17 protein-coding genes are annotated in these 15,518 nt (G+C 61.2%); 7 read left to right on the top strand and 10 right to left on the bottom strand.

The window, feature by feature from the left end; genetic code table 11:
• Positions 1–15 precede the first annotated feature (15 nt).
• From NL123_RS08335 to NL123_RS08325, 3 genes are all read right to left on the bottom strand, one after another.
• Positions 16–831, bottom strand: coding sequence for a copper resistance protein B (locus NL123_RS08335; RefSeq protein ID WP_494357566.1), 816 nt, complete (start codon positions 829–831; stop codon positions 16–18).
• 10 nt (positions 832–841) lie between these two features.
• Complete coding sequence (locus NL123_RS08330; protein ID WP_494357565.1) at positions 842–2,548, bottom strand: copper resistance system multicopper oxidase; 1,707 nt, start codon at positions 2,546–2,548, stop codon at positions 842–844.
• A 127-nt stretch (positions 2,549–2,675) separates the two neighbouring features.
• A complete protein-coding gene (locus tag NL123_RS08325; RefSeq protein ID WP_494357564.1) occupies positions 2,676–3,065 on the bottom strand; it encodes a transcriptional regulator in 390 nt (129 codons plus the stop codon).
• 154 nt (positions 3,066–3,219) lie between these two features.
• Between NL123_RS08325 and NL123_RS08320 the strand changes: the two genes are divergently transcribed.
• A complete protein-coding gene (locus NL123_RS08320) occupies positions 3,220–3,495 on the top strand; it encodes a hypothetical protein (RefSeq protein WP_248483513.1) in 276 nt (91 codons plus the stop codon).
• Between the two features lie 50 nt (positions 3,496–3,545).
• Here the strand turns inward: NL123_RS08320 and NL123_RS08315 are convergent, their stop codons facing one another.
• Positions 3,546–4,892 (bottom strand): DEAD/DEAH box helicase, encoded by a 1,347-nt coding sequence (locus NL123_RS08315; protein WP_025855790.1) that lies wholly within the window; start codon positions 4,890–4,892, stop codon positions 3,546–3,548.
• A gap of 193 nt (positions 4,893–5,085) precedes the next feature.
• On the opposite strand from NL123_RS08315, the gene NL123_RS08310 reads away from it, so the two are divergent.
• Positions 5,086–6,384: a mechanosensitive ion channel family protein gene (locus NL123_RS08310; RefSeq protein ID WP_248483515.1), complete on the top strand. Its 1,299-nt coding sequence runs from the start codon at positions 5,086–5,088 to the stop codon at positions 6,382–6,384.
• Positions 6,385–6,403: 19 nt separating this feature from the next.
• On the opposite strand, the gene NL123_RS08305 is transcribed toward NL123_RS08310, so the two are convergent.
• From NL123_RS08305 to NL123_RS08295, 3 genes are all read right to left on the bottom strand, one after another.
• Positions 6,404–7,270: a carboxylate/amino acid/amine transporter gene (locus NL123_RS08305; RefSeq protein ID WP_248483517.1), complete on the bottom strand. Its 867-nt coding sequence runs from the start codon at positions 7,268–7,270 to the stop codon at positions 6,404–6,406.
• Positions 7,271–7,472: 202 nt separating this feature from the next.
• Entirely contained in the window at positions 7,473–8,072 is a 600-nt protein-coding gene (locus NL123_RS08300) for an FMN-dependent NADH-azoreductase (protein ID WP_248483519.1), read from the bottom strand.
• A 139-nt stretch (positions 8,073–8,211) separates the two neighbouring features.
• Positions 8,212–8,526, bottom strand: a complete 315-nt coding sequence (locus NL123_RS08295; RefSeq protein WP_248483521.1) for a 3-phosphoglycerate kinase — start codon at positions 8,524–8,526, stop codon at positions 8,212–8,214.
• Positions 8,527–8,575: 49 nt separating this feature from the next.
• Here NL123_RS08295 and NL123_RS08290 point away from each other — a divergent pair, with 49 nt between their 5' ends.
• The 5 genes from NL123_RS08290 (at position 8,576) to aqpZ (ending at position 13,687) form a co-directional block, all read left to right on the top strand.
• Complete coding sequence (locus NL123_RS08290; protein WP_058425360.1) at positions 8,576–9,499, top strand: PA3225 family LysR-type transcriptional regulator; 924 nt, start codon at positions 8,576–8,578, stop codon at positions 9,497–9,499.
• Between the two features lie 14 nt (positions 9,500–9,513).
• Positions 9,514–10,317, top strand: coding sequence for an alpha/beta fold hydrolase (locus NL123_RS08285; RefSeq protein WP_494357563.1), 804 nt, complete (start codon positions 9,514–9,516; stop codon positions 10,315–10,317).
• Positions 10,318–10,320: 3 nt separating this feature from the next.
• Positions 10,321–10,884: a peptidylprolyl isomerase gene (locus NL123_RS08280; protein WP_213553479.1), complete on the top strand. Its 564-nt coding sequence runs from the start codon at positions 10,321–10,323 to the stop codon at positions 10,882–10,884.
• Between the two features lie 85 nt (positions 10,885–10,969).
• Positions 10,970–12,802 carry an ABC transporter ATP-binding protein gene (locus NL123_RS08275; RefSeq protein WP_248483527.1) on the top strand — a complete coding sequence of 611 codons (1,833 nt, stop codon included), beginning with the start codon at positions 10,970–10,972 and terminating at the stop codon, positions 12,800–12,802.
• Positions 12,803–12,985: 183 nt separating this feature from the next.
• Positions 12,986–13,687: an aquaporin Z gene (aqpZ, locus tag NL123_RS08270; protein ID WP_248483529.1), complete on the top strand. Its 702-nt coding sequence runs from the start codon at positions 12,986–12,988 to the stop codon at positions 13,685–13,687.
• A 55-nt stretch (positions 13,688–13,742) separates the two neighbouring features.
• On the opposite strand, the gene NL123_RS08265 is transcribed toward aqpZ, so the two are convergent.
• From NL123_RS08265 to NL123_RS08255, 3 genes are all read right to left on the bottom strand, one after another.
• A complete protein-coding gene (locus tag NL123_RS08265) occupies positions 13,743–13,991 on the bottom strand; it encodes a BrnA antitoxin family protein (protein WP_016979349.1) in 249 nt (82 codons plus the stop codon).
• Positions 13,969–14,247 carry a BrnT family toxin gene (locus NL123_RS08260; RefSeq protein ID WP_494357562.1) on the bottom strand — a complete coding sequence of 93 codons (279 nt, stop codon included), beginning with the start codon at positions 14,245–14,247 and terminating at the stop codon, positions 13,969–13,971. The genes NL123_RS08265 and NL123_RS08260 overlap by 23 nt, the downstream gene beginning before the upstream one ends.
• Positions 14,248–14,324: 77 nt before the next feature.
• Positions 14,325–15,449: a GNAT family N-acetyltransferase gene (locus tag NL123_RS08255; protein WP_494357561.1), complete on the bottom strand. Its 1,125-nt coding sequence runs from the start codon at positions 15,447–15,449 to the stop codon at positions 14,325–14,327.
• Positions 15,450–15,518 lie beyond the last annotated feature (69 nt).

The raw sequence follows: 15,518 nt of genomic DNA, 5'->3' as shown, positions 1-15,518 counted from the left end.
GGATGGGTAAAACCGTCAGAACCACATTCGCACACCAACCACCCAGCGCCATTGGCTGATGTCTTCGCCTTCATCCCGGGCGTATTGCGCGGTCTGGCCGTAGCTGCGGTTCCAGCTGACGCCCACGTAGGGCGCGAACTCACGGCGCACTTCATAACGCAACCTCAAGCCCAGCTCACTCTCCGACAGGCCCGAGCCGACGCCGCGCTGTGGGTCGTTGCGTCCATAGAAGTTGAGTTCAGCGGTGGGCTGCAGGATCAGCCGGTTGGTCAGCAGGATGTCGTAGTCGCCTTCCAGGCGAGCAGCGGTACGACCCGCCTCACCGACAAACAACGTGGCTTCGGCGTCGAAGTTGTACAGCGCCATGCCCTGGGCGCCGAAGGCCGCCCAGGTCTGGCCGTCGCCTGGCTTGAAGTCCTGGCGCACGCCGCCTACCAGGTCCCACCACGGGCTGATGGCATGCCCCCACAGGGCCTGGACTTCGGCGCTTTCAGTGCGACCGGCACTGCGCTCGCCTTCGCTGCGTAGCCACAGGCGGTCGATATCGCCGCCGACCCAGCCGTTGATATCCCAGTTCAGCGCGCCTGCACCGTCACCGCCCTGCCATTCCAATTGGTTGATCAGCAGCAAAGAGTTGATGCCACTGTCGTGAACCCTGTGCCCACCGGGGGCGTTGTACACCGCCGCGCGATCAGCATCGGTCAGGGCAGGAATCGGTGTCCGGCTCTCGGTGAGCGCCGGTGACGCCGGGCTCATGCCCTGGAACTCATCGGCCTGCGCCAGCGGAGCGAGCACAAGCCATAAGAAGGTCAATAAAACACGATGGCTCATGCTTGCATCCTTATTCATGCACCCGCACCTCACGGAACATGCCCATTTCCATGTGGTACAGCAGGTGACAGTGATAGGCCCAACGCCCCAGCGCATCAGCGGTTACCCGGTAGCTGCGCCGCGAGCCCGGCGGCATGTCGATGGTGTGCTTGCGCACCTGGAACTGGCCGTTTTCATCCTCCAGATCACTCCACAAACCGTGCAGGTGAATGGGATGGCTCATCATGGTGTCGTTGACCAGCACCAGCCGGACCCGCTCGCCATACGTGAGTTGCAAGGGTTCGGCATCAGAGAACTTCACGCCATTGAACGACCAGGCGAACTTCTCCATGTGCCCTGTGAGGTGCAGCTCAAGGGTGCGGCCGGGGTCGCGACCGTCAGGGTCTTCGAACGTACTGCGCAGGTCGGCGTAAGTGAGTACACGGCGGCCATTGTTGCGCAGGCCGATGCCAGGGTCATCGAGCTTGGGCACCGGGTTCATGGCCTGCATGTCCACCAGCGGGTTGTGTTGCTCGCTGGCCGGATGGGCCTGCATCGACATGGCATTGTGGTCCATGCCTGCCATGCCCGGCATATCCGCCATGGCGCCGTGGTCCATGCCGCCCATGCCCATATCGTCCATGGTGATCCAGGGGCGCGGGTCCAGCGCCGGCACCGGCGCGGTTGCCCCAGATTGCAGGGCCAGCGTGCCGCGGGCGTATCCGCTGCGGTCCATCGACTGCGCAAACAGGGTGTAGGCGGCTGCAGTAGGTTCGACCAGCACATCGAAGGTCTCCGCCACGGCAATGCGGAACTCATCGACACTCACCGGCTGCACCGGCTGGCCATCGGCGGAGATCACCGTCATTTTCAGCCCCGGGATGCGCACATCGAAATAGCTCATCGCCGAGCCGTTGATGAAGCGCAAGCGCAGGGTCTCGCCCGCACGGAACAGGCCGGTCCAGTTGTGCTCGGGCGACTGACCGTTGAGCAGGTAGGTGTAGGTCTCGCCGCTGACGTCGGCCAGGTCGGTGGGGTTCATCTTCATTTGTGCCCACATCAGACGGTCGGCGGCAGTAGCCGACCAGCCCTGCCTGCCCACATCCCGCACAAAATCGCCCACGGTGGGTTTGTGCAGGTTGTAGTAGTCGGACTGTTTCTTGAGGGTTTTCATCAGCGCGACCGGGTCTTCATCGGTCCAGTCCGACAGCATCACCACGTAGTCACGTTGGTAGGTGAAGGGCTCGGGCTCCCTGGGATCGATCACCAGCGGGCCATACACGCCTTGCTGTTCCTGGAACCCGGAATGGCTGTGGTACCAGTAGGTACCGTGCTGCTTGAGCGTGAACTGGTAGACAAACACCCCGCCTGGCTCGATGCCCTGGAAACTCAGTCCGGGCACGCCGTCCATGGTCGACGGCAGCAGAATGCCGTGCCAGTGGATCGACGTCGGCTCGGCCAGGCGGTTCTTCACGCGCACGGTGACCGTGTCGCCTTCGCGCCAGCGCAGCAAGGGGCCAGGCAGGCTGCCGTTGATGGTCAGCGCGGTGCGGTTGCGACCGGTGAGGTTGACCGGCGTCTGGTCAATGAACAGATCAAATTCGGTGCCCGCCAGCACGGTGGGTTGGCCGAGGCCGGTGAGGGCCCAGACCGGGCTGCGCCAAAGCCCGAGCCCGCTCAGCAAACTGCAGGCGGCCAGGCCTTTGACGAAGGTTCGTCGGGTGGTTGTGGGGTGCATGCCGATTCAATTCCATGAGTTGAATGGCAGCAGATTAAGCACGGCCGGCTGTCAGCCAGCTTAGCGGCAGATTACCGATCTGACAGTTTCGCCCCGGCTTTGCGACAGTGCCGGGGCGTGAAGGGGATCAGGCGATCTGCGCCTTGGAGGCCACCTCGGCAAAGGTCGTCGGGTCGAGCGCATCCGCCTGCTCGTCCAGCACCTGACGCGGGTGATCGTTGCCCGGAATCGAACTGTCGATCAGCGCCAGCAACTGTGCGCCGAGCGGGGTCAGGATAAAATTCTCACCATTGCCGCCCTCTTCTTCGGTACGCGACTCAATAAAGCCACGCTTGAACAGCAGCGCTTCATAATCGGCAGCAGTCTTTTTCAGCGCGTCCAGATTCCCAGTGGACTCGCCCGCAGTGGCCTTTTCGGCCGCTTCCTGCTCGGCGTATTTGCGCGGGGCGAAACTGCCTTCGCCGTTCTGCACTTCGTGCAGCAGACGTTCGATCAGATCCCAGTTGTAAGTCGTCATCCTGATTCCTCCTGCAGGCGGGTGGAAAGTAGCCTGTCTAGAGGTGTGACACGCCCTGTCCGCCGCCGTTCAGCTCAATAGACAGACGTCATTTCTCTGAACTTTCCAGACGTTCGCGGCCTCAACAACTCATAACCGCCAAGGAGGTGTGCCCATGAAAACCCTGATGAACCTGGCCGTCGCGGCCGCATTGGCGAGCGCCCTGCCCGCCTGGGCCTGTACGCCCGACGAAGCCACGGCCAAGCGCGAGCAACTGGCCCAGGAAGTGGCCAAACTGACGGAACAGAACCCGACCAAGGCCAAGGAGATGAACGACGAGCTGCAGAAGATGGACCTGGATACGGAAAGCGCTGAGTTCCCCGACAAATGTCAATTGATCGACGCCCGCCTCAAGGAACTCAAGGAAGCCGCCGCCAAAGCCAAAAACTGAGGCCATAAAAAAACCGGACGATCGTCCGGTTTTTTCACATCACCCGCGCCTTATTCGGCAGCCGGGGCTTCCGGCTTGCGGCGCTTGAGCGGTGCCATGCCGTCCTTGCTGACGAGCGACAGGTTGTCGGTCTTCGGCCGGTTGGCGATCTTGCGCTTGGTCGGCGACTTGGCGCCGGTTTTCTTCTTGTCGCCCTTGGCGTCGGTCTTTTTCTTCTTCACACCAACGGCCTTGCCCGATGCCTTGACCTTCTTCGGCCCGGTGTAGGTGCCTTTGACTTCCTTGATGGTGCGGCGCTCGAACGACTGCTTGAGGTAGCGCTCGATGCTCGACATCAGGTTCCAGTCGCCATGGCAGATCAGCGAGATGGCCAGGCCATCGTTGCCGGCACGCCCGGTACGGCCGATACGGTGCACATATTCGTCGCCGCTGCGGGGCATGTCGAAGTTGATCACCAGGTCCAGGCCGTCCACGTCCAGGCCGCGCGCGGCAACGTCAGTGGCCACCAGAATCTTCACGCCGCCGGCCTTGAGGCGGTCGATAGCCAGCTTGCGGTCCTTCTGGTCTTTCTCGCCGTGCAGCACGAACGCCTTGTATTCCTGGGCCACCAGGCGGCCGTAAATGCGGTCGGCGGCGGCGCGGGTGTTGGTGAACACGATGGCTTTCTGATAGGTCTCGTTGGCCAGCAGCCAATTGAGGATCTGCTCTTTGTGCACGTTGTGGTCGGCGGTGACGATCTGCTGGCGCGTGGTCGCGTTCAGGTCGCTGACGTTGTTGACCTGCAGGTGCTCAGGGTTGTTCAGCACCTTGGCGACCATCTCGCGCAGGGTGGAACCGCCGGTGGTGGCGGAGAACAGCATGGTCTGCTGGCGGTTGACGCATTCGCCCACCAGGCGCTGCACGTCGTCGGCAAAGCCCATGTCGAGCATGCGGTCGGCTTCGTCCAGCACCAGCACTTCGACTTCCTTGAGGTCGAGGTTGCCGGCGTTGAGTTGCTCGATCATGCGGCCCGGGGTGCCGATCAGGATGTCCGGTACCTTGCGCAGCATGGCGGCCTGGACCTTGAAGTCTTCACCGCCGGTAATGATGCCGGACTTGATGAAGGTGAACTGCGAGAAGCGCTCCACTTCTTTCAACGTCTGCTGGGCCAGCTCGCGGGTCGGCAGCAGGATCAGGGTCTTGATGCTGACACGAACCTTGGCCGGGCCGATCAGGCGGTTCAGTACAGGCAGGACGAACGCGGCGGTCTTACCGCTACCGGTTTGAGCTGTCACCCGCAGGTCACGCCCTTCGAGCGCGAGCGGGATGGCCGCTGCTTGCACAGGCGTAGGCTCGACAAATTTAAGCTCGGCCACGGCTTTGAGCAGGCGTTCGTGCAGGGCGAATTGGGAAAACACGGGTGCTACCTCGAAGAAATACAAAAAATCAGCTGCATAGGTTACCGGTTTCGGGCGCCCAAACCGAGTTTCTTTACGCGAACGGTGCTAATCGGCCGCTTTTTTGTCAGGACATTTGTCCACGACGTCAACTTTGTTGCACTTAAATGCTCTAATCGCCCCGTCTTGTCCCACAGAAGAATCGGTTTCACCCATGGATATCAAACAGCTCTGGCTCAACGCCCAGGACCTCTGGGGCGCCCTCGATGAACACCCGCTGCTGCACGCCAGCCTCGGCTTGCTGGTGTTGCTGGTGGTGGCGCTGGTGCTCGGACGAGTGGCGCGCTACCTCATTCTCCACGCCGTCAAACTGCTTGGCCGGCAACCGTCCCTGCACTGGCTCAACGACCTGCGGCACAACAAAGTCTTCCATCGCCTGGCCCAGATGACGCCGTCACTGGTGATCCAGTTCGGCCTGTACCTGGTGCCGGACCTGAGCAAGACCGCCATCCTGTTCATCGGTAACGTGGCCCTGGCATTGAGCATCCTGTTCCTGGTGCTGGCCATCAGCGCCCTGCTCAACGCCCTGCTGGACATCTACGCCCGCACCGAACACGCGCGTACCCGCTCGATCAAGGGCTACGTGCAGTTGGCGAAGATGGTGCTGTTCGTGTTTGGCGCGATCATCATCGTTGCCACCCTGATCGACCGCTCGCCGCTGTTGCTGCTGTCGGGCCTGGGTGCGATGTCGGCGGTGATCCTGTTGGTGTACAAGGACACGCTGCTGTCGTTCGTCGCCAGCGTGCAGTTGACCAGCAACGACATGCTGCGGGTCGGCGACTGGATCGAAATGCCCCAGGTCGGCGCTGACGGTGATGTAGTCGATATCACCCTGCATACGGTCAAAGTGCAGAACTTCGACAAGACCATCGTCTCCATACCCACCTGGCGCCTGATGTCCGAGTCGTTCAAGAACTGGCGCGGCATGCAGGCGTCCGGCGGGCGCCGCATCAAGCGCAGCCTGTTCATCGACGCCAGCGGCGTGCGCTTCCTGCGCGACGACGAAGAACTGCGCATGACCCAGGTGCACCTGCTCACTGACTACATCGGGCGCAAACAGGCCGAACTCAAGGCCTGGAACGAAGCCCAGGGGCACAGCGCGCAACTGTCGGCCAACCGCCGCCGCATGACCAACCTCGGCACCTTTCGTGCCTACGCCCTGGCCTACCTGAAAAGCCACCCGGACATCCAGCCGAACATGACCTGCATGGTGCGCCAGATGCAGACCACCGCCCAGGGCGTGCCGCTGGAGATCTACTGCTTCACCCGCACCACGGCGTGGGCGGATTACGAGCGAATCCAGGGGGATATCTTTGATTACCTGCTGGCGGTGTTGCCGGAGTTTGGCTTGAGTTTGTATCAGCAGCCGAGTGGTAATGACTTACGTACTGGGCTGCTACCGGCCTTGCTCGGCGCCAGTCATTTGCCAACGCAGGAAAACAAATCTGCCTGACACTAGTCCCACAAGGGAGTCAGCGCAGTATCGGCTGTTTGCGCCCCCCCAACCGACTGATCCACACCGCCCCCAGAATCACCAACCCGCCCAACGCCAACCGCCCCAGCGGTTCATGCTGGTTCCAGATCAGCAGATTCAGCAACAGCCCCACCGGCACATGCAGGTTATTCATCACCGCCAGGGTGCCACCCTGCACCAGGCAAGCGCCCTTGTTCCACCAGTACATGCCCAGCGCTGTACTGACCAGGCCGAGGAACACCAGCACGCCCCATTGCAGCGGCGCCTCCGGCAGAAAGTTGGCTTTGCCGAACAGCAGGAATGCCGGCAACACCACCAGCAACGCGCCGAGGTAGAAGTAACCGAAACGCCGGTAGTGCGGCAGATTACTCGGGTAACGCGCCACCAGGTGTTTGTACATCACTTGCCCGGCGGCATAGGTGAAGTTGGCCAGTTGCAGCAGCAGGAAGCCGCCAAGGAAGTGCGGGGTGATCTGGTCGAAGCGAATCACTGCGGCGCCCGCTACCGCCACCAGTGCGGCGACCAGCGCCCAGGGGTTGAAGCGACGGTTGATGGCGTCCTCGATAAGGGTCACGTGCAGCGGCGTGAGAATGGTGAACAGCAACACTTCCGGCACCGTGAGTACGCGAAAGCTCAGGTACAGGCACACGTAGGTCACGCCGAACTGCAGTGCGCCGATCACCAGCATGCCGCGCATGAAGGCCGGTTCCACCGAGCGCCAGCGGGTCAGCGGAATGAATACCAGGCCGGCCAGCAGCACACGCACCAGCACGGCGAAGTAGCTGTCAACGTGACCGGCGAGGTATTCGCCAATCAAGCTGAAGGAAAATGCCTGAATCAGGGTGACAACCAGTAAATAGCCCATGCGCGCCTCATTTCGAATGGGCGGGACATTAAAGGTTTTCGGCGGTTGAAGAAACTCGAGGCAAAAAAAACCCGACCTCGCTAAAGCGTCAGTCGGGCGGTAGCACTCAGGAGCAATAGTGCAAAGGGAGGTTCGTTACGCGTACTTGAAGGGTTGGCGTGAAGCGATATAAACACCGCGCGATTATGTGACGATTAAAGGATCAAGCCACCTTAGCCAGCAGCGCTTTGGCGTGGTTGATGCCCTTTTCCTGGAAGTCCCCGCTCAGGTTCACCCCTTCTGCATGAATGAAGGTGACGTCATGAATCCCGATGAAGGCCATGACCTGACGCAAGTACGGTTCCTGATGATCTGAGCTGGCGCCGGTGTGGATGCCGCCGCGAGCAGTCAGCACGATGGCGCGCTTGCCGGTCAGCAGACCCTGAGGGCCGGTGGCGGTGTACTTGAAGGTCACACCGGCACGCAACACGTGGTCCAGCCAGGCTTTGAGGGTGCTGGGGATAGCGAAGTTGTACATCGGCGCGGCCATCACCAGGACGTCGGCGGCGAGCAACTCGTCGGTCAATTCGTTGGAACGATCCAGGGAAGCCTGTTCGTTGCCGTTGCGCTGATCCGCCGGCTTCATCCAGCCGCCGAGCAGGTTGGCATCCAGGTGCGGGACCGGATTGAGGGCCACGTCACGTACGGTGATCTGATCTGCCGGGTGGGCGGCCTGCCATTGGCTGATGAACTGCTGGGTCAGTTGGCGGGAAATCGAATCCTGCTGGCGGGCGCTGCTTTCGATGATCAGAACGTTGGACATGGCGTTGTAGGCTCCATCTGTAATTGCTGTAAGTCGATTGAGTGAAGATTAAACAGAGCCAATTCGATTAAAAAGCGCAAAAAACTGCTATAACCCATCTATAAATTTGTTTATAGGCGGAGCATGCTCCGCTCTCGGGTTATTTCGGCGTGCAGGCCAGGCTGATACGCATCTTGATAATCGCGCGGTTGAACTTGACCGTGGTGTTGGTGCTTTTGCCCGCCGGCACCGTGACCGTACGGCGACGCGGCGATTCCGGGCCGTTGGTGAAGGTCACCGAGCACACAGCATCGTTGGTGCCGTAGTTATTGAGTTGGATCGAGCTGATATCGCCGTCCACGTCGGAGGCGGTGTAATCGATGCTCACACCGTCGATCTTCTTGGTCACGTCGATGGGGTAGGCAAACGCGCTCATCGGCAGCAGCGCCAGCAACACACAACAGAATTTTCTCATTCGGCAGTCTCCAATAAGGACAGCCAGCTTAGGACAAGAGGAGCCCATCTTGAAAGCGCCCCGCGTTACCCTCGATCAATGGCGCACGCTGCAAGCCGTGGTCGACCATGGCGGCTTCGCCCAGGCGGCCGAAGCACTGCACCGTTCGCAGTCCTCGGTGAGCTACACCGTGGCCCGCATGCAAGACCAGCTTGGCGTACCGCTGCTGCGCATTGACGGGCGCAAGGCGGTACTCACCGACGCCGGTGAAGTGCTGTTGCGCCGCTCCCGGCAACTGGTGAAAAACGCCAGCCAGCTGGAAGACCTTGCCCACCATATGGAACAGGGCTGGGAAGCCGAGGTGCGCCTGGTGGTGGATGCGGCTTACCCCAATGCGCGTCTGGTTCGCGCCCTCACCGCATTCATGCCGCAAAGCCGTGGCTGCCGCGTGCGCCTGCGTGAAGAGGTATTGTCGGGCGTAGAAGAGTTGCTGATGGAAGGCGTGGCCGACCTGGCGATCTGCGGGTTCAGCATACCCGGCTACCTCGGTACGGAAATGAGCGATGTGGAGTTTGTCGCCGTGGCCCACCCGGAGCATGCACTGCACCGCATGAACCGCGAGCTGAGCTTCCAGGACCTGGAAAGCCAGATGCAGGTGGTGATCCGCGACTCCGGCCGCCAGCAACCTCGCGACGTGGGCTGGCTCGGCGCCGAACAGCGCTGGACCGTCGGCAGCCTGGCCACCGCCGCCGCCTTTGTCGGCAGCGGCCTGGGCTTTGCCTGGTTGCCCCGGCACATGATCGAGCGCGAACTTGCCGAGGGCGTGCTCAAGCAACTGCCCCTGGAACAGGGCGGCAGCCGCCACCCCACGTTCTACCTGTATTCAAACAAGGACAAACCCCTGGGGCCTGCCACGCAGATCCTCGTGGAACTGCTGCGCACCTTTGATACCGCACCGCTGGACGCGCCTTTCGCCGCCCCCCGGCAAGCCTGAAACGGAGTTCGCCCATGGCCTGGTTCGACCATGAAGGATGCAGCCTGCACTACGAGGAATATGGTCACGGCACGCCGCTGGTGCTGATCCACGGCCTGGGCTCCAGCAGCCAGGATTGGGAACTGCAGATTCCAGTACTGGCCCGGCATTACCGCCTGGTCGTGGTGGACGTGCGCGGTCACGGCCGCTCGGACAAGCCGCGCGAACGCTACAGCATCCAGGGTTTCACCTACGACCTGATCGCCTTGTTCGAGCACCTGGGCCTGCCGCCGGCCCACCTGGTGGGCTTGTCCATGGGCGGCATGATCGCTTTCCAACTGGCCGTGGACGAACCCGCACTGATCAGAAGCCTGTGCATCGTCAATAGCGCCCCCGAGGTCAAGGTGCGCAGCGCTGACGATTACTGGCAATGGGCCAAGCGCTGGAGCCTGGCACGCTTGCTGAGCCTGTCCACGATCGGCAAGGCGTTGGGCGAGAGGCTCTTCCCCAAACCGCACCAGGCCGAGCTGCGCCGCAAGATGGCCGAACGCTGGGCAAAGAACGACAAACGTGCTTATCTCGCCAGCTTCGATGCGATTGTGGGCTGGGGCGTGCAGGAACGACTTTCGCGGATCACCTGTCCAACCCTGGTCATCAGCGCCGACCACGACTACACCCCTGTGGCGCAGAAACAAAACTATGTAAAACTGCTGCCCGATGCGCGACTGGTGGTGATAGAAGATTCCCGCCATGCCACGCCCTTGGATCAACCCGAAGTCTTTAACGCAACCTTGCTCGAATTTCTAAAGACAGTCGAAACCACTACCCAGGATCACTGACCCATGCTGAAAAAAATCGCCTTCTTTGCCGGTTCTGTTCTGTTCGCCGCCAACCTGATGGCCGCCGAGCCCGCCAAGGCGCCCCACGTTCTGATCACCACCACCAACGGCGACATCGAGATCGAACTGGACCCGGTCAAGGCGCCAATCAGCACCAAGAACTTCCTGGCCTACGTCGACAAGGGCTTCTACACCAACACGATTTTCCACCGTGTAATCCCGGGTTTCATGGTCCAGGGCGGCGGTTTTACCCAGTCGATGTCGCAAAAGCCGACTGAGGCGCCGATCAAGAACGAAGCCAGCAACGGCCTGCATAACGTGCGTGGCACCTTGTCGATGGCGCGTACCAATGACCCGAATTCGGCCACCAGCCAATTCTTCATCAACGTCGCCGACAATGCGTTCCTCGACCCGGGCCGCGATGCCGGTTACGCCGTGTTCGCCAAGGTGGTCAAGGGCATGGACGTGGTCGACATCATCGTCAACTCCCAGACCACCACCAAGCAGGGCATGCAGAACGTGCCAATCGATCCTGTCCTGATCAAGTCGGCCAAGCGCATCGACTGATGCCTGGCAGGCAGCTCCGCGCGCAGCCCACAAGGCCGCGCGCGCATTTGTAAAAGGAGAGCCCGCACGGCGGGCGTCAAACTGAATGCTCTATCGTCGCTTTGAACAACTGATCGACATCTTCCGCGACGCCCCCAGCGCCGCCCCGCCTGATAAAGTCCTCCCCTTCTACCTCTACTACCTGCGCCAGGTGTGGCCGCATTTTGCTGCCTTGCTGGTGGTGGGCCTGATCGGTGCGCTGATCGAAGTGGCGCTGTTCAGCTACCTGAGTCGCATCATCGACCTGGCCCAGGGCACGCCGCCGGCCAACTTCTTTCAGATTCACAGCACCGAGCTGATCTGGATGGCCGTGGTCGCCCTGCTGCTGCGCCCGATCTTCGGCGCCCTGCATGACCTACTGGTACACCAGACCATCAGCCCTGGCATGACCAGCCTGATCCGCTGGCAGAACCACAGCTACGTGCTCAAGCAGAGCCTGAATTTCTTCCAGAACGACTTCGCCGGGCGTATTGCCCAGCGCATCATGCAAACTGGCAATTCCCTGCGCGATTCCGCCGTGGCAGCGGTGGATGCGATCTGGCACGTGGCGATCTACGCCATCAGTTCCCTGGTGCTGTTCGCCGAGGCCGACTGGCGCCTGATGATCCCGCTGGTGACCTGGATCCTCTGCTACAGCCTGGCGCTGCGCTACTTCGTGCCAAGGGTGAAGGAGCGCTCGGTGATTTCCTCCGAGGCGCGCTCCAAATTGATGGGCCGCATCGTCGACGGCTACACCAACATCACCACCTTGAAGCTGTTCGCCCATACCCGCTATGAGCAGGAGTACGCCAAGGAAGCGATCGTCGAGCAGACCGAAAAAACCCAGTTGGCCAGCCGCGTGGTCACCAGCATGGACATCGTGATCACCACCATGAACGGCCTGCTGATCGTGACCACCACCGGCCTGGCACTGTGGCTGTGGACGCAATCGATGATTTCCGTTGGCGCGATTGCCCTGGCCACCGGCCTGGTGATCCGTATCGTCAACATGTCCGGCTGGATCATGTGGGTGGTCAACGGCATTTTCGAAAACATCGGCCAGGTGCAGGATGGCCTGAAGACCATCGCCCAGCCGCTGGCCGTGATCGACCGCGACAATGCCCCGCGCCTGAGCGTGCCCCAGGGCCAAGTGCGTTTCGAGCAGGTGGATTTCCACTACGGCAAGAAGAGCGGGATCATTGGCGGCCTCAACCTTGAGATCAAGGCCGGTGAAAAGATCGGCCTGATCGGCCCGTCCGGTGCGGGCAAGTCGACCCTGGTCAACCTGCTGCTGCGCCTGTACGACCTGCAAGGTGGGCGCATCCTGATCGACGGCCAGAACATCGCCGACGTCGCCCAGGAAAGCTTGCGCGAACAGATCGGCATGATCACCCAGGACACGTCGCTGCTGCATCGTTCGATCCGCGACAACCTGCTCTACGGCAAACCGGACGCTACCGACGAAGAACTCTGGGCCGCCGTGCACAAGGCGCGTGCGGATGAGTTCATCCCCTTGCTGTCGGACTCCGAAGGCCGCACCGGGCTGGATGCGCACGTGGGTGAGCGCGGCGTGAAACTCTCCGGCGGGCAGCGTCAACGTATCGCCATCGCCCGCGTACTGCTCAAGGACGCGCCGATCCTGATCATGGACGAAGCCACCTCAGCGCTGGACTCGGAAGTGGAAGCGGCAATCCAGGAAAGCCTGGAAACCCTGATGCAAGGCAAGACCGTGATCGCGATTGCCCACCGCTTGTCGACCATTGCGCGGATGGACCGCCTGGTGGTGCTGGAGAAAGGCCAGATCGCCGAAAGCGGCAGCCACGCCGAACTGCTGGCCCATGGTGGGTTGTATGCGCGGTTGTGGCAGCACCAGACCGGCGGCTTCGTCGGTATCGACTGACCCTTCCAAACCCATACCAACCCAACCTGTGGGAGGGGGCTTGCCCCTCCCACTTTAGAGCGCTGGATTTGTGCCATACCCGTGCTGTACTCAATGCAGTGCCCAGACGGGCGCTGAAGTAAATCTGCAGGGAGCATCACTGATTTACGGATTCGGTAGAGCGATCTATCAAGGACGGGTTGCATGTCTTTGTTCAAGCGTTCAGTCACAGAGGGGTTAGGTACGTTTTGGCTGGTGTTGGGCGGGTGCGGGAGTGCGGTGTTGGCCGCGGCGTTTCCCGCAGTCGGAATCGGGTTGCTGGGCGTGTCCCTGGCCTTCGGGCTCACGGTGCTGACCATGGCGTTCGCCATCGGGCATATCAGCGGTTGTCATCTCAACCCGGCGGTGTCGGTGGGGCTGGTGGTGGGCGGAAGATTTCCGGCCAGGGAGTTACCGGCGTACATCGTCGCGCAGGTGGTCGGCGGTACGCTCGCCGCGGCGTTGTTGTATTTCATTGCCAGCGGCAAGCCAGGCTTCGAACTGGCGTCAGGCCTGGCGTCCAACGGCTATGGCGAGCATTCGCCTGGCGGTTATTCGATGGCGGCGGGGTTTGTCTGTGAGCTGGTGATGACGGCGATGTTCGTGCTGATCATCCTCGGCGCCACCGACCGCCGTGCCCCGCCGGGCCTTGCACCGATAGCCATCGGCTTGGCGTTGACACTCATCCACCTGATCTCTATTCCCGTCACCAACACCTCGGTCAACCCGGCCCGTAGCACAGGTCCGGCACTGATCGTCGGCGGTTGGGCGATCCAGCAATTGTGGATGTTCTGGCTTGCGCCGATCCTGGGTGCGGTGATCGGTGGTTTTACCTATCGATGGCTGGGCAAGGAGGCGCCGGGCTGAGGCAAACGGGTTCAGCCCGGCCTATGAGGCAGGGCTGAACTTATCGGATCGCCAATCACCCTTGATGGGCCTGCATGTACTGGCGCAGTAGCTGGTTAATACGCGTCTGGTAACCAGATCCTTGACCTTTGAACCACTCCAGTACATCAGCATCCAGCCTGATAGTGACCGCCTGCTTCACTGGAACACGCAACTCGGCACGCCGGAAAAAATCGGCATCCAGCTCAGGAATATCGCTGGTATCGATCTCTTTATCATTCATTTTGGCCAGGCGCTCCCAATCAGTTTTCGATGTTTGCGTCATAGTATTTGGCCTCCTTCTTGGTTGCTTTTCGGGCAGAGATGATGCGAATTACGTCACCACGCCGCTCGGTGTATACGACCACACCCATTAACAATTTGATCCAGCCGATACTGATCCAACGCTCCTCGCCATAATCCGCTCGATCATCGCGTAAGGCCAGCATTGGATGCCTGAAGAGATCTGGGACGTCATTGAAGTCAATGCCGTGTTTAACAATATTGGCTTTATTCTTGGATTCATCCCACACAAATAGCATGGCACGTCCTGTATGTACTTTTGTACATACAGGATAGCGATTTCAGCCTTATCTGGAAGCGCCACAAGACCAGCGGTTCAGCCCAGCCGATACGGCAAGGCTGCCCTCGCCTCTTCGACATACGCCACAATCCCCACCCGCTCGCGCTCGAGGAAATCCTCCACGGCATTCTTCAATCCCGGATGGCGCAGGTAGTGCCACGACCGCGTGATCACTGGCTCGAACCCACGGATCAACTTGTGCTCGCCCTGCGCCCCCGCATCGAAGCGTTGCAAGCCATGGGCGATGGCGTAGTCCATGCCCTGGTAGAAGCAGGTTTCGAAGTGCAAACGGTCAAACTCTGCCAGGCAGCCCCAGTAGCGTCCGTAGAAGCTGTCGTCGCCGAGCAGGCTGAAGGCCATGGCTACCGGGCGCGAGCCTTGCTTGGCCAGTACCACGCGGATCGCTTCAGGCATGCGCTCGGCCAGCAGGCTGAAAAACGCGCGAGTCAGGTAGGGCGATTGGCGGCGCACGGCATAGGTGTTGGCGTAGCAGGCGTAGACAAAATCCCACTGCGCCTCGCTCAGTTCATGGCCTTGCAACCACTCGAAATCGATCCCCTGCCCCGCCACTTGCTCGCGCTCCTTGCGCATCTGTTTGCGCTTGCGCGAGCTCAAGGCGTCGAGAAAGTCCTGGAAGTCGCGGTAGCCGCGGTTCTGCCAGTGATACTGACAGCCCAGGCGCTGCAACCAGCCCGGTTGCCGGGCCAGTGCAGCATCGGCCAGGCCATCGGTGAAGTTTATATGGGCGCTGGAAAGCCCCTCGATCTCCAGGTAACCCGGCAGGCTCTTGAGCAGCTCAAAACCGTCTTCGGCGCTGGCGGCCAATAGACGTGGACCGCTGACCGGGCTGAACGGCACCGCTGTCAGCAACTTGGGGTAGTAGTCGATGCCGGCGCGCTCACAGGCATCGGCCCAACCGTGATCGAACACGTACTCCCCATAGGAATGCCATTTGCGGTAACTGGGCAGTGCGGCCACCAGCCGGTCACCCTCCCAGTGCAGCAAATGCTCCGGCTGCCAGCCCGATTGCGGGCCCAGGCTGGCGCTGTCTTCCAAGGCGCTCAGGAACGCGTGCCGCACGAACGGTTGCCCCTGCGGCACCAGCGCATCCCAGGCTTGCGGGGCGATTTCGGACAGGCTGTCCAGGCGTTGCAGCGGCATCGGCATCCTCACTGGTTCGGGGCGTGAAAGCCTGGCGAGTATCGCCGATTGCCGGCCCTGGCACACCCC

The organism is Pseudomonas sp. FBCC-B1565 (assembly GCF_059133265.1).
Note: the sequence above shows the minus strand (reverse complement) of the source record. Positions and strands in the feature narration are given on the sequence as shown.